The following is a 21,124-nucleotide window of genomic DNA, read 5'->3' on the forward strand; positions in this document are numbered from 1 at the left end:
AGTGGACGCGGTAAGTCAGTGTATTGTATTACCGACTATAACAAAAGTGCAGATAATTTCATTGATTAACTTAACAGGCTTTGCTATCCTTGACTGCTCACCATTATTAGTAAAGTGATGAGTTAAAGCAGTGCTATGCCAAAATATAATGAAAAGGCCCATTAGGGCCTTTTTACTTCATTACGGTTCGGAAATAGGGAACCAGAAATAAAAATTATCCATATAAGATAACATTTCTTTGAACTTTCCTTTTTGTCCATCGATTTGAGCTTGTCCGCTTTCAAGCAATTCATCCAGCGTAAGTTCTCCCAGCGCCACTTTATCCAGCGTTTTACGATCAAGTATGATCGTGCTGTCAACTTTTTCAGCGGTTCCAGGCAGGTAATTCATGACACCGTTTTTCACAGTTAAAGTATATTTCTCACCGACATCTGGGAAAATCAAGTTGAAGGCGTAATGGTGGTCGCCTACTTTGGGTCCATTCAAATGAATGGCTAAGAAATCGAAGAACATTGGAAGCGTCATGCCCTTGATCATATCAGGTGATACTGTTTTCGGGGTTACTGTGGCTTTGATCCCCTCGCGTAACTCTTTGGTCCCAGTCAGATAAAAGTTTCTGGCCGACGCTGATTCAGCTTGATATCCGGTCATGTATTAAATAGTTAGATCTTGGTGTTAAAAATAATGTTCACGTTCAATAAAAGTTCCTATCACTTTATCGTGCATTTCCGCCGACTTTGAATAACCGATGGTTTTTCTATTCAACCTTTTGATTCGGGTACGATGCGTTAAGTTCGTTCTCTCTATACGCTGAGTAAACGTCTTTCCAGTCAGGCGCTCTTTCTCGGGAAGGCTGTCATAAACAACATAATCATCCGTGCAATAAAACCGAATATCAAAGGGCGATAAGAGGGCAAGGAGCTTGTCTAACGTTTTTCTACTGCGATCGAAACATGGGCTAGTATTCGCTTCAGCCGGGGTTCCCAAGCATACCAAAGCCAGCGTTGATTTTTCTTGTTCCCCACAAACGACCCTTGCTCGTCTATTTCGCAGATAAGCTGAATGTTCTTTCCATCAAGGGGAAGTGTCGTTACATTTCGGGGTCTGAGTTTTTTAATGTTTTCATGACGGTTGCTGTAGCGACTTTCAGGAGGCGGGCGGTGTCACGAATTCCTCCGTTATTCATCGCGATATCGATAATCTGCTTTTTAACACCGGGTTTGCAGGCTTGGTAGGTGTATTCTAACTGAAAGACCTTACAGCAGATATAGCAGCGATAACGAGGATGTCCGCCATTTCCTTTTCCATGTCCTTTGACCTATTCTGATTGGTGACAATAACGGCAATAGACATCAACTTTAGCCATGCTTCATCCTTAAAAAGCCGGAAGCATATCACAGCAACTAACTATTTAATACATGACCCGCCAATCCATTGAACCGCCTCTTTTGGAAATTCAACCCAGCAGAGTGTCAATGCGCCAGAATGTCTTTGGCACATAGTACACGAGCAGGTGTGAGGAAAGTCGGGGATTCCGGTAGCAATGAACTTGATATTGCCACATAAACATCCACCTTTATATTCTTTCTGGCTCATCATTACTCCTTACGCGATGTTGTACTTCTGCTTGTATTATTTTTATTCAGACAAAGAAAAATAGCGAACTTGTACCTTTATTCTGCTCAATATATAAAGTACTGCGTAGAAATATAGGTATTATTTTAATCCGAGTCGATTTAAGAGGAAATTATCATGCCTGATTACCGACTTCCTTACACTATTACTCCGGCCATACTCAATCGGGTGGTTGAAATCGGCGAATTATGAGGGCGTTGGTCAGCACAAGCGGAGCATTCTTCGCCTAATCAGGAAGTACGCAATGCGATATTGGCCTATGAAAAATTACTGAACTGGCAGAGTCATCGATTAACTGAAATTTGTTTTCCTGATGCGAAAATTAATGCTAAATTTCTATTCACGTTTCTCAGGATGACTTGACAGCGGGGGGGGTTGGTTGGAAACTAGTTGTTGGTCTAATGTTTTTCACTATGATTAGATTTGCTCTTTTGGGCTTCTTATTTTCCCTCAAGCAACTGTACAATTCAGATAGTTTCTGATTGGTAACATTCATCTAGAGACCCTATACGAAAAAACCCGCTTCACGAAAGCGGGTTTTTTTATCACTACAGCTTAACTGCTCAGGCTATTGCCCTCATCGCTATTGTAAGCTTTAGCGAACTTATCGGCCGTTAAAGCGCGATAACATTGGCAGCAGACGGGCCTTTAGCGCCACTCTCAATGGAGAATTCCACTTTTTGCCCCTCGTCTAAGGTTTTAAAATCGTTACCTTGGATCGCTGAGAAATGTACGAATACATCTTTGCTGCCATCCTCCGGAGAGATAAAACCAAAACCTTTACCAGCATCAAACCATTTTACTAAACCAGTCATTTTATTAGACATAGATATTTCCTTTAATTTTGAGCCACTTTATGTGGCGAACATGGCCTGTTTTGCAGAGATTTACTTATTGGGCACTTAGGAGGAGGCTCATGAAGAAGGATATCTATGGATAACGCTTGAACTGAGGACTGCTTTACTAAAACTGCTTTCATAAGGTCTGTGTTCCAAACCGATTGACTATAATAGCCACGTAATGATTTATTTAGCAAGAATTAATTTTTATTTTTCCATATGAAAGGTTAAAACCACCGACTTTAGTCGGTCAGCTTTAGCTGCGATACTGCGTTGCACGAGAGGTGCAATATGGATTACAGATATGACAGCCACACGGTATTTCAGATTGAATATCATTTTGTGTGGGTAACTAAGTACAGATACAAAGTGTTGACAGGTGAAGTTGCTCTACGCGTGCGAAAGTTAGTTCGTCAGACATGTGAAGCATTTGAAATCAGGATATTAGAAGGTGTAGTGAGTCAAGATCACGTTCATATACTGGTGAGTAGTCCCCCAACCTTGGCGCCCTCAGAAATCATGAGGAGACTGAAGGGAAGGACAGCGAATAAGTTGTTTGAAGAGTTTTCGCATCTGAAAAAGCGCTACTGGGGTCGACATTTTTGGGGCAGAGGCTATTTTTGTACCACGGTGGGCCAGTTAACGGAAGAAATGATAAAGGGTTATCTGGCACATCATTTTGAACCGAATCCGGATGATAAGTTCAGAATGGACAATTGACGCATCGTTCAGCCGATGCGTATCCGGACTTTCAGTCCGTTAATCATTAACCCACCGACTTTAGTAGGTGGTTGTTGAGTAATATTTTCTCGTCTATTTATCACCATACCTTCTCGGTGACTGCATGCACTGGGGCACGGCGCTTACCATGGAGGTTGACTTTCAACAGAGTACCCATTCATCAAAATTAGTGTTGCAAAAAAGGGGTGACCATCGATTTTTATGCTCTTCATATCCAGTAGTAGCTGGATAGATTGTCTTTAAAATTGACATACCATCAATCTTTTAGTTTACTATTTGTGATATTGTTACACCAAGGGTGAATCTATGTCATCAAAATTAAACTGGCTTTTGCAAAATACTGCGCCGGGCTCTCTGGTGTTGCAATCCTGGCTGACAAAACACGGTATCAGTCCCTCGCTAGCGAATAAGTACATGCATAGTAACTGGTTACAAAAATTACGAACCGGGGTGTACGTGCGGGCTGGGCGTGATCCTGAGTGGTGGGATGTGGTGTTGTGCTTGCAAAACCAGCTTGGTTTCCCAGTACATCTGGCGGGGCTTACCAGCTTGGGATATCAGGGGCGCTCTCATTATCTTCAGTTCAAGCAACAAGCCATTTGGCTCTATGTGCAAGATAAAGCTGCGTTGCCAAAGTGGTTCAAAGAATTCCCCAATATCGAGTGGCTTTTACTTTCTAATCAGAAGCTCGCTAAACATGATGAAAAATACCTGACAGAGGTAGAAATCAAGGGGGAACAGCTAAGAACGAGTGTGCCTGAGTTGGCAGCTTATGAGATTGCCAATGCTGTACCAGGGATACTTTCGTTTGAACACGCCGCCGAACTTTTTCAAGGGCTAGTGAATCTGAGCCCCCGTAAAGTAGAAGCGCTGTTGCAATCTAGCCGAGCGGTGCAAACTAATCGTCTTTATCTGTTTCTGGCTGATTATTATGCTCATGCATGGGCTAAGCGTTTAGATCAAACCAACATTGATTTAGGAGCAGGGAAGCGGCAGATTGTGTCTGGTGGTAAGTTAGATAGGAAATACCAAATCACCGTTCCTGAAAAATTTGTGAGCCATGGGTTATTACATGGATAAATATTCGCCGTACTACCGACAAGTTGCATTACTCATAAGCGCACTCCTTGTGGTGGCATCGGAGCGCTGTTTTGCGCTAAAGGGTGGGACGGCAATTAATCTGTTTGTGCGTGATTTTCCTCGTTTGTCGGTTGACATTGATTTGGTCTATGTACCACTGGAAAGCAGGGACGTAGCTTTGGCTAATGTTCGGGCTGCTTTAACCCGTATCACTGGGTTGCTCCAACAACAAGTGGGTGTTTCGGCAATACTGCAAACGAATAACCATGATGAGATGCGCATTATTGTCTCTTCTCAAGAGGCACAAATAAAGATTGAGGTTTCACCCGTGGCGCGTGGAACGCTATATCCTTCCCAGGATCTTGATGTTACTGAGGCGGTAGAAGACGAGTTTGGTTTTGCCACTATTCAGGTTGTCTCAATGGCTGATCTTTATGGTGGCAAACTGTGTGCTGCATTAGACCGTCAGCATCCACGCGATCTTTATGCTCATGAGTTTAGCGGAATGACATTTGATAACGTATCGCTGGAAGAACTCAATGTTGTACCTGAATTGATGATTTCTGCCCTCAAGTCGCAATTCACTCAGCAGGATTTTGATTTCCTAATGTCCTTCAAAAGCGGTGAGCCGGATTGGCAACTTGTTCCTGAGAACCAAATTCAGCATTTACCCGCAGTAAAAATGGAAGTTACACAACATTGGCCGTATACCTGAAGAGAAACATATTCAGGCGCTGGAGAAACTTGAGAAAGTACTGATCGATTGGATGGGATAGTTTATAAATTTATCTATATCTATATCTATATCTATATCTATATCTATATCTATATCTTTATTTTAGCTATTACTATGTGGCCGATAGATATCTATCACTCTATAATGACCTAAGATAAATACCAGTAAAAAATTATTAAGGTATATATAGAAAATATACTTAATCAATTGATAATAGAATATGTTTGCGAAGCTGATCGCACATATTTTGCAATGAATGCAAGACTTTTGCTACGTTCTTTTAGAGAAACGAGCAAAAGTCGGTAAAACACTCACTCAAACATCGATAAGTAACGATCCCTTGACCAGCGATAATATAAGGCCAGTCTATTATTAATTTCTTCTACATCAAATTTCTCAGGGGAAAAAACGTTATCAGGGGAAATATCAGCTTCGCCATTAACCCATTCAAACATGTCCTGATAGTCTTCATGAGTGGGATCTTTAAGAATACTAAGTAGTTCCATATAGCCATATACCCCACCGGAATCTTCTGGTGGGCAGGCTTGTTCACCTTCAAGGCAGAAAATAGGCATCGGCAACTTTTCGGGAGAATAGTTACTGTTTTCCAGTACAATCTCATGCTCCCAACTGTCACCAAAATCATAAAGATAAGCAAATTTGCTGCCCTTGCGTTTGATCAGTGAATCCAGTTTGAATCTTCCTTCTTCCTGACCATTCTCCATTTCTTCCGGCATTTCGGTAAAGCGTTTGGCGCTAAAAATGAACTCATGTAAGTGACTGTCTTCCCAACCCATCACAGCTTGTATCACATCGTGCAAACGATCCAATGAAATATTGGATGGAACAACAAAGCGACGCCATATAACCGGTTCGGTTTCAGTAAGCATAATTTTTAACTGATAGAACTTTTCCATTTATCACCTCTATGAGTTGATGAATTGATGGGAAAGAGCTAAATATTCGCATATTTCCGTTACGATATGAAGTGATCCGGATTAAAATTCAAACGATTTTTATACTGATAAAATTAGCTGTCTGCTATTTAGTTGATTTTTTAGCAACATTGTTTTGCTGACATCCTTTATCATCAATAGCTTCTGCTATGAATATATTGGCAGAAAAGACACCGGATCTGAATAATTTAGCGTTGGGTAAAATAAATGGCAAATAGCAAAATATTGATAAAAAATGAAGAAGAAATAAAACGGATGGAAGTGGCTGGGCGTTTAACAGGGCTGGTACTTGAAGCTGTTCGTCCCGTTATTGTGCCGGGAGTGACAACCCTTGAAATTGATGCATTTTGTCATGATTACATTGTCAAAACTCTTGATGCGATACCGGGTAGTCTTGGACAGTATGGTTTCCCCTATACAGCCAATACTTCGGTTAATCATGTGGTTTGTCATGGATGGCCGTCAGATAAAAAACTGAAGAATGGGGATATTGTTAACGTGGATGTGACTGTCAAAAAAGAGGGTTATTATGGCGACAGCAGTATTACGTTTTGTGTTGGTGACGTGCCTTCTCATGCCAAACGCTTGGTGGAGGTAACACAAGAGTGCCTATATAAAGCCATTAAGCTTGTGAAGCCTGGTATCACCTTGGGGGATATCGGTCATACGATACAGCAGCATGCTGAGGCGAATAATTACAGTGTTGTGCGTGAATACTGTGGTCATGGCATCGGCCGTAATATGCATGAGGAGCCTCAAGTTCTGCATTATGGCAGCGTGGGTGAGGGAGTTGTGCTGGAAGAAGGCATGACGTTTACGATTGAGCCAATGATTAATCAGGGGAAAAAGGGGATCAAACAGCATAAGGATGGCTGGACAGTGATGACCAAGGATCATCGGTTGTCGGCTCAATTTGAACATACCATTTTGGTTACCCGTGATGGTTTCAAGGTGTTGACTCTGCGAGACGAAGAACGTGAAGTTTTTAAACGCTATATGAGCATCAACCAGTAAATCTATTGAATATAGATATTGTTATTTTGTTAAGTTAACTGTTTTTCTGTTAATAAATTCTCTTTGAAAAAGAGAATTTATTCCTTTGTGAAAAATATCATTTTTTTCGCATTGAAGACTGTAGTAAAATCGAGCTAATTTTATCGTCTGGCAAAAATCAATAAGTGATGAATGGTAGTGTCCGTGATTTTTGTCGGGTTTTCATTTTCAACGACTTCTTTTTGTTATCGTTTTATCCTGAATGATCTCGCAATAAATGGATAGGGTTTGGAGTCAAAATGATTGACGCTAGCAAAAATTTATCTACGGCTATCTAAAATCACAGGAAATTTATGTCTTTTTTTGATAAAAACAAGAAGGCATCTTGTTTTGTTGCGCTATTTTTTCTTATTTTTCTTATACATCAATGCCTTGGGTATCAATTGAAGCTGATATATGTCTTCAGTGCCTTTGCCTTATTCTTATTGCTGGCGGCGGTCAGTAAGCGTGTATATCTCTTTTTGATTACTTTTTTTTCCCTTGTGGCAATACTGTACGCGCCGGTTGGCCTGAATTACGGTTTTCCAGATATTAATGCGGTAGGCTCACTGCTTTACACAAACCAGAATGAAACGTTGGAATATATCAGTGGATTTCCTGTTTCAACTTACTTAACCGTGATGGGTATTTTTGCCTTGATGATGTTCTCATTCAGGCTAAATGTAAACTTATCAGGAAAAAATAAAAAATGGTTATTTTTTCTGTTCTTTATTCCTGCATTTTGGTCGCCAGCCAAAGGATATATTAAATCTGGTTTTGAAAACGGTACGGAGCTTTTGAATACCAGTTTACCTGAAGTCCGCTTTTTCAGTGATGCTTACCAGAATTACACTAAAGTGATGTCTGAAAATAGCCGTTTCGCCAAAATTATCAAACTTCAGGATGATTGGCAGCCCGTAGTCAAAGAAGAAAAATACGACACTTATATTATGGTGATTGGTGAAAGTGTCCGAAAAGATTTTCTGGGCGCTTATGGTTTCCCCGATAAAAATACACCGTGGCTGGATAATGCGAATGCAACCCTGTTAACCCACTATATTTCTGCCGCACCATCAACCCAGCTATCACTGACGAATTCTCTGGCGATCCGTCAGTCGAATGGGATTAATTTGAATAACAGTGTTGTCACGCTGGCAAATAAAGCGGGGTTTGAAACTTACTGGCTTTCTAATCAAGGGATGAAGGGAGGGTTTGATTCTCCTGTGGCAATGATCGGCCAACAGGCTAAACATTCGATGTTCTTGAAAGAAGGTAGCTCAGATGACAGGAGCTATATGCCGGATGAAAATTTATTACCTTATATCCGCAACGCACTGAAGAATGATCAGCATGATAAAAAGAAAAAACTGGTTGTCATCCATTTGATGGGTTCGCATCCGCAGCCCTGTGCCAGAACCAATAACCAGTACGGTACTGATTTCCATTCCAAAAATATCTCATGCTATGTACAGAGTATCCATAATACCGATAGCCTGCTGGCTGAAATAGAAAACATTGCCAATCAAAACCAGTTGAACTGGACAATGCTTTATTTTGCCGATCATGGGTTGTCTTTTGTGCATAAAGGAACGGATAACGAGAACTTGACTCATGGCGATGAAAATCAACAGAATTATCAAGTTCCTTTTATTATTACCTCTTATGACTATTCCGCCAGAAATAAAATAGACACCCAGCGCAGCGGCCTGCATCTTTTGCCCATGTTATCTCTATGGTTAGGAATTGAAGAGCCTCGGCTGGTCTCAGAGTGTGATTGGTTTTCCAATCAAAAATGCCAGAATCAACATACTGTCATTTCATTTGATGGTAAACATATGGACTTTAATCGCCTGAATAACGACACCATTCATTTTGGTTTATGAACAGTGAATTAACTCACAAAACGTCACCCATTGCACCCGTACCCGAACCACTGATTAGAGGATTCTGACCGTTTAATACGGTATTCAACCGCTGGCTCAGATCCTCCTGATTTCGTGGGTGAAAGTTTCATATCATAGTGCAGTGTGGCGAGGAGTATAGCTTCCCTCTGGCTATCAGATAGCTGGCTTATAAAGAGGGAAGTGAAAGATTAAATCATGACTTGCTGTTCGTCTTACCTTAAAAAGGGTGTTTTATGAACAATAATAAATTTTTAAAACATATCCCCTGGATGATATTGGGGATAATTGGCGCATTCTGCCTTGGGGTCGTTGCGCTGCGTCGGGGAGAACATGTTAGTGCCTTATGGATAATCGTTGCTTCCGTGGCGGTTTATCTTGTGGCTTATCGATATTACAGCCTTTATATCGCCACTAAGGTGATGAAGCTGGATGCGACACGGGCAACACCTGCGGTCGTCAATAATGATGGATTGAACTACGTACCGACTAACAAAAATGTCCTGTTTGGCCATCACTTTGCGGCTATTGCGGGAGCGGGGCCATTGGTGGGGCCGGTATTGGCGGCACAGGTCGGTTATCTGCCGGGGACGTTGTGGCTGCTGGCAGGGGTTGTGCTTGCTGGGGCAGTACAAGATTTTATGGTGCTGTTCATCTCTTCCCGCCGCAATGGGGCATCACTGGGTGAAATCATTAAAGAAGAAATGGGACAGGTTCCGGGGACGATTGCCCTGTTTGGTTGCTTCTTGATCATGATTATCATTCTGGCGGTGCTGGCTCTGATCGTCGTGAAAGCACTGGCGGAAAGTCCGTGGGGCGTATTTACCGTTTGCTCCACTGTACCGATTGCGCTTTTCATGGGGATCTACATGCGATATATCCGTCCGGGGCGTGTGGGTGAAGTCTCCGTGATCGGGGTTCTCATGCTGGTTGCTGTAATCTGGTTTGGGGGGGTTGTTGCGGCTGATCCTTACTGGGGGCCTGCACTGACCTTTAAAGATACCACCATCACTTACACACTGATTGGATATGCGTTTGTTTCCGCATTACTGCCAGTCTGGCTGATTTTGGCTCCACGTGATTATCTGGCTACTTTCCTGAAAATCGGGGTGATCGTCGGTCTTGCGATTGGGATCGTGATCCTGAATCCTGATCTGAAAATGCCGGCCGTGACGCAATTCGTTGATGGTACCGGACCAGTCTGGAAAGGCACGCTGTTCCCATTCCTGTTCATTACCATTGCTTGTGGTGCGGTATCTGGCTTCCATGCACTGATCGCTTCCGGTACTACCCCTAAATTGCTGGCAAACGAAAAAGATGCCCGTTTTATTGGTTATGGTGCGATGTTGATGGAATCGTTTGTTGCGATCATGGCGCTGGTTGCTGCATCCATTATCGAGCCGGGTTTGTATTTTGCCATGAATACGCCTCCGGCGGCTTTGGGCATTACTATGCCTGATCTGCATAATCTGGGAACGGCAGAAGCGCCGATGATCATGGCATCACTGCAAGAGGTGACAGCCCATGCAGCCGCGACTGTAAGCTCATGGGGCTTTGTTATTTCACCCGAGCAAATTCTGCAAACGGCGAAAGACATTGGTGAGCCATCTGTGTTGAACCGTGCCGGGGGAGCACCAACATTGGCGGTGGGAATTGCTTACGTATTCCACCAGATTATTCCAGCGGCAAACATGGGATTCTGGTATCACTTCGGCATTCTGTTTGAAGCGTTGTTCATTCTGACTGCACTGGATGCAGGTACGCGCTCCGGTCGTTTTATGTTGCAGGATTTACTGGGGAACTTTGTTCCATTCCTGAAAAAAACGGATTCTCTGGTTGCCGGCATCATCGGTACTGCGGGCTGTGTCGGCTTATGGGGCTATCTGCTGTATCAAGGTGTGGTTGACCCATTGGGTGGTGTTAAGAGCCTGTGGCCACTGTTTGGGATTTCGAACCAGATGCTGGCAGCGGCTGCGCTGGTACTGGGAACTGTCGTGCTGATCAAAATGAAACGCGCCAAGTACATCTGGGTGACTGTTATTCCTGCAATCTGGTTGCTAATCTGTACGACATGGGCACTGGGGCTGAAATTATTCAGCGACGACCCACGACTGGAAGGTTTCTTCTTCCTGGCGAAAGAATATAAACAGCGTATCGCTGAAGGCGGGGCAGAACTGACAGCCCAGCAAATCAGTAATATGAATCACATTGTCGTGAATAACTATACCAATGCGGGCTTAAGTATCCTGTTCCTTGTGGTGGTCTATAGCATCATTATCTATGGCATCAAAACCGCGATAAAAGCGAGCAAAAACCCAGCGCGTACAGATAACGAAACGCCTTATGTTCCTGTTCCTGAAGGTGGGGTAAAAGTTTCTTCTACGCACTGATATGATACTCAGACTGATGCCAGCCAAGTAAGGCTTCATCGGTAACGGCTATACTGTAATAGCGATACCCCGCATAATCGCCTTTGTATTATGTGGGGTATTTTTCTTTGGAGAACAGTATGTTTGGTAATCTTGGCAAGGCGGGTAAATATTTGGGGCAGTCTGCTCGCATGTTGGTGGGCGTTCCTGATTATGACACTTATGTCCAGCACATGAAGGAGAATCACCCAGATAAACCTTACATGACCTATGAAGAGTTTTTCCGTGAGCGTCAGAATGCGCGCTATGGTGGTGATGGCAAAGGCGGAATGCGCTGCTGTTAGTGTTTTAGTGAGCAAAAGATCAAAAGAAAGAAAATCGTTGTCAGTGAAACAGGAAACGAAAATGAAACCCATATCAGTCACAATTCTGGCAGGTTTTTTGGGATCGGGCAAAACGACGTTATTGCGTCACATCCTCAATGCCGAACATGGTTATAAAATTGCCGTTATCGAAAATGAGTTTGGTGAAGTGCCCATTGACCATGAATTAATTGGGGATAGGGCAACCCAGATTAAGACATTAAGTAACGGCTGCATCTGTTGTAGTCGCTCAAGTGAGCTTGAAGATGCCTTGCTGGATTTACTGGACGGAATTGACAAAGGGCAGATCGATTTTGACCGTCTGATTATTGAATGTACAGGTATGGCAGATCCCGGCCCTATTACGCAGACCTTCTTTTCCCATGAAATTCTGTGCCAGCGTTTTTTGCTGGATGGGATTATCACACTGGTGGATGCGGTGCATGCTGATCAGCAGCTTAATCGCTTTTCCATTGCGCAGTCACAGGTGGGTTATGCCGATAGAATTTTGCTGACGAAAACAGATGTTGCCCCTGAGCATGATGCTCTGCTTGAACGTTTACAGCGAATTAATGCCAAGGCTCCCATTCATAAAGTGGTTCACGGTGAGGCTGACTTAAGTTTGCTGTTTGATATCGAAGGCTTCATGCTCAATGATAAGCTGACGGTTTCGAACCCGGTATTCCGGTTTATTCCCAAACAACAGAACACCATCCAGTCGATTGTCGTTAACTTGAAGCATCCGGTTGGGTTGGCCGAGGTTTCTGACTTAATGGAAGAGTTACTGCTGAGTTTCGCTAACAATCTGCTGCGTTACAAAGGTATTCTCGCTATTAAAGAAGAGCCACACCGATTACTGTTTCAGGGAGTACAACGCCTATATAGCGCAGACTGGGATAGAGCTTGGCACGATAACGAGGAACGCCTCAGCGTGCTGGTTTTTATCGGCATGGATTTACCTGAACAGAAAATCCGTGAAAAGTTTGCGGAATTGTAGTTGATCATATTTTATTCTTTATTGAGCAGTGAAATAGTTTGTATAAAAATCCGCTGCTCATATTTAAATAGAAATTTATATTATATATGCACTCTTTTCGTCTTGGTTTCTTGTAAAAATATAAGTAATATTTTAACAAAAACAAAACAACAAGAATAAAACCTATTCATAAATTGAATTTATCATATGTTTAAGACAATTCATTATTTATGTTATGGAGGAATTATCCATCCGCAATCTCCACAAGTTAGCCGGTGGAGATTGTTGCAATAACAGATCATGTTAGTGAAAAACGGGAATGATAAATAAAAGGCTTACTTCGTATGCTACTCCCAAATTCTGGAAAAACGTTTCACATTACTGGCGGTGTAAATCACCGTATGTGAAATATTACGATGCCCGAGATAATCTTGAATCAGACGTGTATCACGGCCAAGATCCGCCAGTGCGTAGCCGCAGGCATGCCTTAACATATGCGGATGTGGAGAAACACTGACAGACGCCTGTTTCCCATAGCGCTTTAGTAACCCATAAACTTGCTGGCGTGAAATAGGGCCGGATTTTTGGGAAAGAAACACCCACGGCGCATCGGCATCCCGCCATTTCTGGCGGACATCAAGCCATTTTTTAAGTGCTTCAATTTCTTTTGGAATCAGAGGGTGTGTTGTTGATAGCCCACCTTTTAACCGCCTGATATGAATAATTGCTGAATTTAAATCGAGGTCGGATAAACATAAATTACACAATTCACTAACCCTAAACCCGTGAATAAAACACATTAATAGCATGCAGTAATCCCGTTCTGCATGACGTCCTTGTTTTGTTTGTTCCAAAATTGCGTCTATTTCGTATCGGGTTAAAAATTTACGTTGCTTCATGACATTATCATTCCTATGACATCAGATAGATTAATTATAAATAGCAAGGTATTTAAACCAATCGAATAAAACCAGCCATCAGTATTTTTAAACATGATTAGCAAAATACCAGATTAATCTAATTGGAAAACAGTAAATAAAAAAATTTGTAGCTTCTATTCGTCTTATCTTTAATGAAAATATTGATTGTAATTGTATAAATACGTGTTATGTAACCCTGGTGTACAGAATGAGGTAATCATAAGCATAATTCCACAATAAAAATTGTTTGATTAAAATTCGCGACTAAAAATTTAGTCTAATTTCATTTTTAGATTTTTATTCTTCCAATGTTCCTTTTATGGGTAATGAAATTGTATTTTTACTGCATTTGATGAAAAAAGTAAATGATTTAACTAAGGCGTTAAAGTATTAGTTATTGGGTGATCAAAAAAACACCCGCATCTCATTTTTGTTAGCTAGTTTGCAATATTAAATTTTGTATTTTTTATTATATTTGGTTTTTAATGCTATTTTTTGTGGGGATAATTTAAAATCAACGTGGTACTCAGATGCTACTAATAGAGAGGGATTTAGCACTAAATGAAAAGTAAAGTCCCTAATTTAGGATAAATTAGTTTTAATGGTTATTATTTTTAATTGAAATTATTAATTTGCCAATTAAATGGGATTATTTTTTTATTCTATATGGCTCGTGAGATTTAATAAAATAGGTGTGGATTATAATTAATGAAATATCATTTCATCATCATCATTATAATTATTTCTTGAATTATGTACTGTCGAATATCATTTTTTTGACGCTAAAGACCTTTTAAAATAAAGGTCTTTAGCGTGTTTGCTTATTCAGGCAACCCTTGCCTTATACACCATAATTTCGATGATTTGTGTATCCGTTTGTTGCATCGCGTGGTGAGCGAGTGGACAAAACTGATCGTAATTCACCTTTCTCACGTTAAGAAAAGGCTAGAAAAGGAGAAATACATAACAAAATCCCGGTGAAGATAATTAGGATTAGCGAGGCGCCTTTGTAATGATGGAGGCTGGGTACTTTGTAGACCAGATAAGAGGGGATCAGGCAACCGACGATACCAAATATTGGGCTACAGATAGAAGTGAAACTTAAGACTGGCGCATTCAGGATAATGGCACCCCATGCCAATAAGATGGCAAAAATCATAATGCCTTTTTGCACCCATTTTTCATTGATCTTTTCAGTGGGCATCAGGCGCCCGAGAATATTCATGGCAATTCCCTGGCTGGCTTCGCGAAACCCGAGATAAACACCAAAAAAGGCAGTCATTACCGCAAAAATATTGAGAATAACACTGACCGTAACTACCCAGCCGTCAGGGAAGAATTGTGCAGCGATAGCTAGTGCAGAAATATTCTGTTCATAGGCTTTGATGGCTTCATCGTGACCCATTGCTAAAGTAAAGGAGATGGCATAGAAAAATACTGTACAAAACAGGACGCCAAACGCCATATTCATGGCTCGGAGCGCTTTATAGCGCGCAACTTCACGATTTTGCTGGCGGTTACGGTAAGAAATCACCATTGGACTTAGCGTCTGGATAAACAGGATGGAAGTGAGTGTAAAGGGTAACGTGATAATGGCTTTTTTGATCAGTATGGCGAAAGGTGGCAGCACGCCGATATTGTACAGATGCCACATCCCAATCATTGAAAGACCCAAGGCGGCGACAACAAATAATTTTGTCAGCACCATCAGGCTGGAGATTTTGAACAGCCACTGTTCTCCACGGGAGGAAATCGCCACCAGAATACAAATTAAGATCAGTCCATAAAACGGATTTTTGGATAATAGCTCACTGGTAATCCCAAATGTGTGCAGATAAGAGGCGCTATCGTTGGTAATGGCAGTCGAGTACACAAACATCCAGATCACCAGCATGATAAAGTAGAGAATACCTAACAAAATGCCCCAGTTTTTGCCGAGATAGCCACTGATCACGCTGGGATAATCTTTACATTCTGGTGATTCCGCGAGGGTATTGATGAATAATCGCTGAAAAAGATACATGGCGGGATAGCCAATGATGGAAGATAACAGGAAAACCCACAATCCCATCAAACCGACCTGAACAGGCAGGAAAACAATTCCGGCACCGATTGCCATACCAATACTCATGATGATCCAACCTGTGTCGGTACTGTCGAATTTTATGGCTTTTTTCCATTCAACTTCAGTCATATTGGCGCGCTTGGCTGCCGGAGAGGTATGGGTCGTGACCTCATTGTTTTTTGTTGCTGTTTTCATAATAGCTCTCGCTTACATCTTTGGTGTTGTAATAGGTATTGAACAGGTACAGAAAGAAACGCATCACATAAACACAAAATAACCATTCATTAAGTAAGTGAACTATCGTGTGTGGATATTAAAGGATTTTTTTTCAATGGGAGATAGCAAAGGAAAACCATACAGAAAAAGAACGCGGGTTTATTTGTATCATCATGATAAATAAAGTTATTATATCTTCACTATAAGGTATTATGATTATTTGTGATATTAACAATTCAAACAATTAGAGAGAAAAGTTGTGTGCTTTATCACGTTTGCACCTACTCAAAACACCCTGTCAGTATTAAATCCTTTTTATTGTTAATATTATGGGGTAGTTCAGCATATTAATCTAGATTTTTTTCCGGCTATCCCGTAGACACTAAGGATGAAAAACAAGCGAATAAAATGCCTGTCGTTTGGGCTATTTTTCTGTTCGTGCTCAAATAACTTGTAATTTTGAGTTCTAAATGGAATATCATTCTTCAGTATAATTATTCATTTTATTAATTACTGATGTTATTATTTTAGATAATATAATGATATTAATTTTAATGGTTTTATTAAATTGAAAATTGGAAATGTGTTAAATTTTGTAAGTCAATGAACATATAAAAGTTATAGGTTGTGTTTCACTGTAAATAGAACTTTGTTAGAACTGTCACATTTTAAAATTAACTCCATAAGGTATGATTGCATTGTATTATAAATAAATTTATTTTTTTGATTTATGAGATTTTTAATTAAATGTAATTTCACAGATGAAATTTGTGTCATAGTGAAATAATTTTTGTAACATTATATATAGAGAGTTTTAATGAAAATTATCGGAATTTCAGGTTTATTACCGTCACGATGCGTAACTAATAGTGATGTACTTGATTTAATAGAACAGAATTCAAAAGAAACTTTCCAGGGTGATTTGCCCAAAACATTAAGAACGATTCAAAGGTTACTGGATAAAACAGGACTTGAAAGCAGATATTGGCTGGGTGAAGGTGAAAAACCGATGCGTCTGATGAAAGAAGCTTTTGAACAGGCTTTGAAACAGGCGAATATCAGAAAATCCGAAATTGATCTATTGATTTATCCTAACGTCACTCGTGGTTTCACTGAGCCTGCAAACAGTACTTTTATTGCAAAGGCGTTAGGATTGAATTGCCGGAATTATGATGTTCTTGATGCCTGTAATGGTTGGGTAACGGCAATGGATATCATTAATAGTAAAATGAAGGCGGGTGAAATACGTTATGCGGCTATTATTAATATGGAATTTGGCATGTCTGAAGGCGGTCCATTCAGAAAGAATTTTTCTTTGAATTCTGCTTCTGAATTGGCCTATAAATATCCTAGCTTTACAATAGGTGAAGCGGCTTCCGTAACCATATTGAGCAATGAAGATACAGATAATTTTAAATTTGATTATATCAGCAGACCCGATTTAAGTGACATATGTAATATCTCTTTACCTAATTGGGAATTGTTTTGCAATGATAGTGATATTGAGCTTATTTCCCCTCTGGGAGGTAAATATCAGTTCAATTCATATGCCGCGGCACTCCATGAATATGCAGGAGAAGAAGTGCCTAAGGTATTCAAACAGCATAATATTGCCAGTAGTGATATCCATAAGATTTTCATTCATACAGGTGCACCAAATATGTGGGATGGCTTTGGTAAAGCCGTCGATGCCGCTGACAAAATGCACAATATCGGCCAGAAAACCGGTAACATTATTACCGCTTCTATTCCTTTTGGCATCGCTGATGCTCTTGAGAAAGATCGGGTCGAAAGAGATAAACTCTGCATGGGATGGGCAGGCAGTGGTGGAATGGTGTTTTCCGCTATGTCGTTTAAATTATAATTAACCTCTTGTCTTATTTTTTTAACTGCTGACTGAATATATCCCCTTCGTCTTTTAAGTTGCAGTTTTGTTAACTACGCTCACTCACCTCGATCACATAATTAACTATGTGACCGAGGATTCGTTTCCTTGCCGTCGAAATCAACTTTATCAATACCATGAGTTTATTCGACTCATAAGCATTATGCTCATTTTCTATTTAAATAGACTTTTCCTATAACAATATCTATTATTTTGCCGTTTTATGTTAGCGGTATCCGCCTGTATAAGTAATCTGACAGGCTCAATTGAAAATTTATTCAGATTCAGGAAGACATTATAATGAAAAGTAAATTCACTCTGGCTTCACTTTGTTTGGCTTCTCTTATGCTGGCAGGATGTGCGACAGAATCCTCTTCAACTCTCCAGGTTCAAAAAGTCTCTTCGTATAACACTATTTATCAAGGTATCCGCAGTCCTATCGCTGTGGGTAAATTTGAAAATCGCTCAAGCTATCAGAATGGCATTTTCTCTGACGGCATTGATCGTTTAGGCAATCAATCAAAAACAACGCTGGTGACGCATTTACAGCAGACCGGCCGCTTCAATGTGTTGGAGCGTACCAACATGGCAGAATTGCAAGCGGAAGCCGGTTTGCAGGGTAAAGCCCAGAAGCTGAAAGGGGCTAACTATGTCATTACGGGTGCTGTGACCGAATTTGGCCGTAAGGAAGTGGGTGACCATCAATTATGGGGCATTTTGGGACGTGGTAAATCACAGGTTGCCTATGCAAAAGTGATGCTTAATGTTGTTAATGTTGAAACGTCTGAAGTCGTCTTCTCCTCAGCAGGGGCAGGGGAATATAAATTATCCAGCCGTGAAATTATTGGATTTGGCGGTGCATCCGGTTACGACTCAACTCTGAATGGCAAAGTATTGGATTTGGCGATTCGTGAAGCAGTCAACGACCTTGTGGCAGGTATTGAAAATGGCGCATGGAAGCCAGTTAACTAATTATATCGGGAAGATAGTTTAATGTTTTTGATGAAAAAGACCTTGATATTGTTATGGGTATTATTGTTGGTGGGATGTGTCAAAGCGCCGAAGACCATTTACGAATGGGGTGATTACCAGCCAACAGTTTATCAATACTATCAGCAGGACAAAATGGGGCTACAGGAGCAGATTCAGGCGTTGCAGAAGGTGATTGAATTAGCCAAAGCGAAAGATAAGTCTGTTCCTCCTGGCCTGCATGCTCAAATGGGGTTGCTTTATAGTCAAACAGGCAAAATTGATGAGGCCTTTCAGCAGTTTGCCATAGAGAAAAATTTATTCCCTGAAGCGGCACCTTATATGGATTTTCTGTTGAGCAAAAGTAAGGGAGTGAAATAATGAACCGTTTTTGGGGCGCTATTGCCGCTTTATTATTGCTGACACTGACAGGATGTGTTCAACAAAAGCCTTATGATTATACGGCTCTAAGGGAAAGTCAGCCTAAATCCATTCTAGTGCTACCCGCAGTGAACAAATCCGTGGAAATACAAGCTGGTGGCAGCCTGATTTCTCAGGTGACTTACCCACTGGCTGAATCTGGATATTACGTTTTCCCGGTTGCGGTGGTTGAAGAGACATTCCGACAGAATGGTGTGACAGAAGCGCAGGATATCCAAAATATCAGCTATAAGAAGCTGCATGACATTTTTGGTGCAGATGCTGCGCTTTATCTGGATATCACGCAATACGGTACACAATATCTAGTTATTAGTAGCGATACTCGTGTCAGCGCAGCAGCCCGTTTGGTTGATCTACGCAGTGGTAAGCAACTGTGGCGTGGTACGGCGACAGCCTCTTCAACAGAAAATGATAATCACTCCAGTGGTGGGCTGATAGGAATGTTAGTCTCTGCGGCTATTTCTCAAATCGCGAATACGATCACTGACAGAGGCCATGATATTGCAGGTATTACCAGTAATCGGCTGTTAAGCGCGGGTCAATATGGCCGATTGCTGTATGGGCCGCGCTCGGAACACTACGGTAAAGAAAAAATATAATTTTTATACCATCAGAATAAAAATGCCGCAGATATTCTCTGCGGCATTTTTATTTTTTACCTCTATTTCAGATATCAAATATCCAATCGCTTGGATTGCCACCTTTTGGACTTCCAGCGCCAAGCGTTCACAAGTCCTCGCATCCATTCATCGCAGAAGAAGCCAATCCAGATCCCCAGAATGCCCATATTCATCACGATCCCCAGAAAATAGCCGACAGGAATGGAGATACACCACATGAAAATCAGTGCAGTGTAGAGCGGGAAGCGGGCGTCACCGGAAGCGCGCAGGGCATTGACCATCACAATATTGAAGGTGCGCCCTGGCTCCAGAAATACCGATAACAGGAACAGAGGCAGCAGAAGCTCAATAATCTTTTTATCTTCCGTCATCATGTTGAGGAGTGGTTCCCGGAGCATCCAGAAAACCAGTACGACACCAGACGTAACGATAACTCCGATTTTCAGGCTATTTAATCCGCGGATATAGGCATCTTCGAAGCGTTTTGCGCCTACAAGGTACCCAACCATAATTTCATTGCCAATACTGATGGAAATACCGAACAACATAATGAACAGCGATAACTGGAAATACATAGTTTGTGCAGCCAGAGACGTTTCACCCATCAGACCGATAAATGCCTGTGCGGCCATATATTGCAGTATCCACACCAGATTTTCACCGGCAGCAGGCAAACCGATATGCAGAATTTTGCCCAGCATATTTTTCGACCAGTGTATGAGCAATCTGGGGTTGAACTTAATCTTCAAGCCATAAAACAGTAGCCCGCCGAGTAAAATAATCGCGACAGTACGGCCAAACACGGTAGACCACGCCACGCCTTCCAGCCCATATTTAGGCAATCCAAAGAACCCATACAGAACAATCATATTGCCGACAATGGTGAGCAGGTTGGCAATCAGAGTGACATACATGGCTGCTTTCGACTTACCATAAACCCGCAGACAGGCAGCGAGAATAATCGACATAGCTTCTGGAATCAGACAGATACCCAGAACACGCAGATAAGCGCCCCCATCTTCCATCAGGTTTTCGGGCAAATTCATGATGTGCAGGATCTTATAACCGAAGAAAACCGTGACCAGCGCACAACCAAGACCCAGTACGAAATTGAAAGCAATGGAGATATGAATGGCTTGGCTGGCTTTATCCCGTTTTCCTGAACCAAGATATTGCGCGATTACAACACTGCAACCCACACTGATGAAATTGAAAATCGTAATGCAGAGATCGAAAACAAGATTGCCTCCCCCCATGGCAGCCAGGTAAGCCGAAGAAATATGGCTGACCATATAGGTATTGATTAACCTGAGATTTGCTTAAGAAGGGAACTAAAGTGCCTGAGGCACGATCAAAGTTTTTGCTAAAGAAAACAAAATCG

At 41.4% G+C, this 21,124-nt stretch carries 16 protein-coding genes and 5 pseudogenes; 13 read left to right on the plus strand and 8 right to left on the minus strand.

The genetic code is table 11. The features are described 5' to 3' along the window. Positions 1–180 precede the first annotated feature (180 nt). From NXS07_RS14850 to NXS07_RS14860, 3 genes and pseudogenes are all read right to left on the minus strand, one after another. Positions 181–651, minus strand: a complete 471-nt coding sequence (locus tag NXS07_RS14850; RefSeq protein WP_238126788.1) for an alkyl sulfatase C-terminal domain-containing protein — start codon at positions 649–651, stop codon at positions 181–183. Between the two features lie 24 nt (positions 652–675). Beyond that, a pseudogene (locus NXS07_RS14855) lies at positions 676–1,366 on the minus strand (IS1 family transposase). Positions 1,367–1,407: 41 nt separating this feature from the next. Beyond that, positions 1,408–1,599, minus strand: coding sequence for a GFA family protein (locus tag NXS07_RS14860; RefSeq protein WP_438818392.1), 192 nt, complete (start codon positions 1,597–1,599; stop codon positions 1,408–1,410). A gap of 153 nt (positions 1,600–1,752) precedes the next feature. Between NXS07_RS14860 and NXS07_RS14865 the strand changes: the two are divergent. Then, positions 1,753–1,938, plus strand: a pseudogene (locus NXS07_RS14865) (Fic family protein); the annotation flags it as partial. A 311-nt stretch (positions 1,939–2,249) separates the two neighbouring features. Here the strand turns inward: NXS07_RS14865 and cspE are convergent. Then, complete coding sequence (gene cspE / locus NXS07_RS14870; RefSeq protein WP_012989909.1) at positions 2,250–2,462, minus strand: transcription antiterminator/RNA stability regulator CspE; 213 nt, start codon at positions 2,460–2,462, stop codon at positions 2,250–2,252. A 303-nt stretch (positions 2,463–2,765) separates the two neighbouring features. On the opposite strand from cspE, the gene tnpA reads away from it, so the two are divergent. From tnpA to NXS07_RS14885, 3 genes and pseudogenes are all read left to right on the plus strand, one after another. Then, on the plus strand, positions 2,766–3,194 hold the full coding sequence (gene tnpA / locus NXS07_RS14875; RefSeq protein WP_258087042.1) for an IS200/IS605 family transposase: 429 nt from the start codon (positions 2,766–2,768) through the stop codon (positions 3,192–3,194). A 327-nt stretch (positions 3,195–3,521) separates the two neighbouring features. Beyond that, positions 3,522–4,295 (plus strand): type IV toxin-antitoxin system AbiEi family antitoxin, encoded by a 774-nt coding sequence (locus tag NXS07_RS14880; protein WP_038202374.1) that lies wholly within the window; start codon positions 3,522–3,524, stop codon positions 4,293–4,295. Next, a pseudogene (locus tag NXS07_RS14885) lies at positions 4,288–5,071 on the plus strand (nucleotidyl transferase AbiEii/AbiGii toxin family protein). The gene NXS07_RS14880 and the pseudogene NXS07_RS14885 overlap by 8 nt, the downstream one beginning before the upstream one ends. 271 nt (positions 5,072–5,342) lie before the next feature. On the opposite strand, the gene NXS07_RS14890 reads toward NXS07_RS14885, so the two are convergent. After that, on the minus strand, positions 5,343–5,948 hold the full coding sequence (locus tag NXS07_RS14890) for a plasmid pRiA4b ORF-3 family protein (RefSeq protein ID WP_038216208.1): 606 nt from the start codon (positions 5,946–5,948) through the stop codon (positions 5,343–5,345). 246 nt (positions 5,949–6,194) lie between these two features. On the opposite strand from NXS07_RS14890, the gene map reads away from it, so the two are divergent. The 5 genes from map to yjiA all read left to right on the plus strand — a co-directional run bounded on the left by map (position 6,195) and on the right by yjiA (position 12,648). Further along, positions 6,195–7,001 (plus strand): type I methionyl aminopeptidase, encoded by an 807-nt coding sequence (gene map, locus NXS07_RS14895; RefSeq protein ID WP_258087043.1) that lies wholly within the window; start codon positions 6,195–6,197, stop codon positions 6,999–7,001. Between the two features lie 332 nt (positions 7,002–7,333). Further along, positions 7,334–8,902, plus strand: coding sequence for a phosphoethanolamine transferase (locus NXS07_RS14900; RefSeq protein ID WP_258087044.1), 1,569 nt, complete (start codon positions 7,334–7,336; stop codon positions 8,900–8,902). Between the two features lie 254 nt (positions 8,903–9,156). Beyond that, on the plus strand, positions 9,157–11,310 hold the full coding sequence (locus NXS07_RS14905; RefSeq protein ID WP_038209839.1) for a carbon starvation CstA family protein: 2,154 nt from the start codon (positions 9,157–9,159) through the stop codon (positions 11,308–11,310). Positions 11,311–11,429: 119 nt separating this feature from the next. Next, on the plus strand, positions 11,430–11,633 hold the full coding sequence (locus NXS07_RS14910; RefSeq protein ID WP_258087045.1) for a YbdD/YjiX family protein: 204 nt from the start codon (positions 11,430–11,432) through the stop codon (positions 11,631–11,633). 61 nt (positions 11,634–11,694) lie between these two features. Further along, positions 11,695–12,648, plus strand: a complete 954-nt coding sequence (gene yjiA / locus NXS07_RS14915) for a GTPase (protein WP_038209838.1) — start codon at positions 11,695–11,697, stop codon at positions 12,646–12,648. 326 nt (positions 12,649–12,974) lie between these two features. Here the strand turns inward: yjiA and NXS07_RS14920 are convergent. Continuing rightward, a pseudogene (locus NXS07_RS14920) lies at positions 12,975–13,529 on the minus strand (tyrosine-type DNA invertase); the annotation flags it as partial. A 952-nt stretch (positions 13,530–14,481) separates the two neighbouring features. Next, positions 14,482–15,807, minus strand: coding sequence for an SLC5/6 family protein (locus NXS07_RS14925; RefSeq protein WP_038216194.1), 1,326 nt, complete (start codon positions 15,805–15,807; stop codon positions 14,482–14,484). An 838-nt stretch (positions 15,808–16,645) separates the two neighbouring features. On the opposite strand from NXS07_RS14925, the gene NXS07_RS14930 reads away from it, so the two are divergent. The 4 genes from NXS07_RS14930 (at position 16,646) to NXS07_RS14945 (ending at position 19,722) form a co-directional block, all read left to right on the plus strand. Next, positions 16,646–17,692: a 3-oxoacyl-[acyl-carrier-protein] synthase III C-terminal domain-containing protein gene (locus NXS07_RS14930; RefSeq protein ID WP_038196719.1), complete on the plus strand. Its 1,047-nt coding sequence runs from the start codon at positions 16,646–16,648 to the stop codon at positions 17,690–17,692. A 321-nt stretch (positions 17,693–18,013) separates the two neighbouring features. Continuing rightward, on the plus strand, positions 18,014–18,685 hold the full coding sequence (locus NXS07_RS14935) for a CsgG/HfaB family protein (protein WP_038196718.1): 672 nt from the start codon (positions 18,014–18,016) through the stop codon (positions 18,683–18,685). A 21-nt stretch (positions 18,686–18,706) separates the two neighbouring features. Continuing rightward, entirely contained in the window at positions 18,707–19,063 is a 357-nt protein-coding gene (locus tag NXS07_RS14940; protein WP_258087046.1) for a DUF4810 domain-containing protein, read from the plus strand. Continuing rightward, entirely contained in the window at positions 19,063–19,722 is a 660-nt protein-coding gene (locus NXS07_RS14945; protein WP_038196716.1) for a DUF799 domain-containing protein, read from the plus strand. Before NXS07_RS14940 ends, NXS07_RS14945 begins: the two co-directional genes overlap by 1 nt. A 74-nt stretch (positions 19,723–19,796) precedes the next feature. On the opposite strand, the pseudogene NXS07_RS14950 reads toward NXS07_RS14945, so the two are convergent. Beyond that, positions 19,797–21,050 (minus strand): annotated as a pseudogene (locus NXS07_RS14950) (MATE family efflux transporter); the annotation flags it as partial. Positions 21,051–21,124: the final 74 nt, after the last annotated feature.

The sequence above is a fragment of the Xenorhabdus bovienii genome (genome assembly GCF_024721015.1).
Lineage (GTDB): Bacteria > Pseudomonadota > Gammaproteobacteria > Enterobacterales > Enterobacteriaceae > Xenorhabdus > Xenorhabdus bovienii.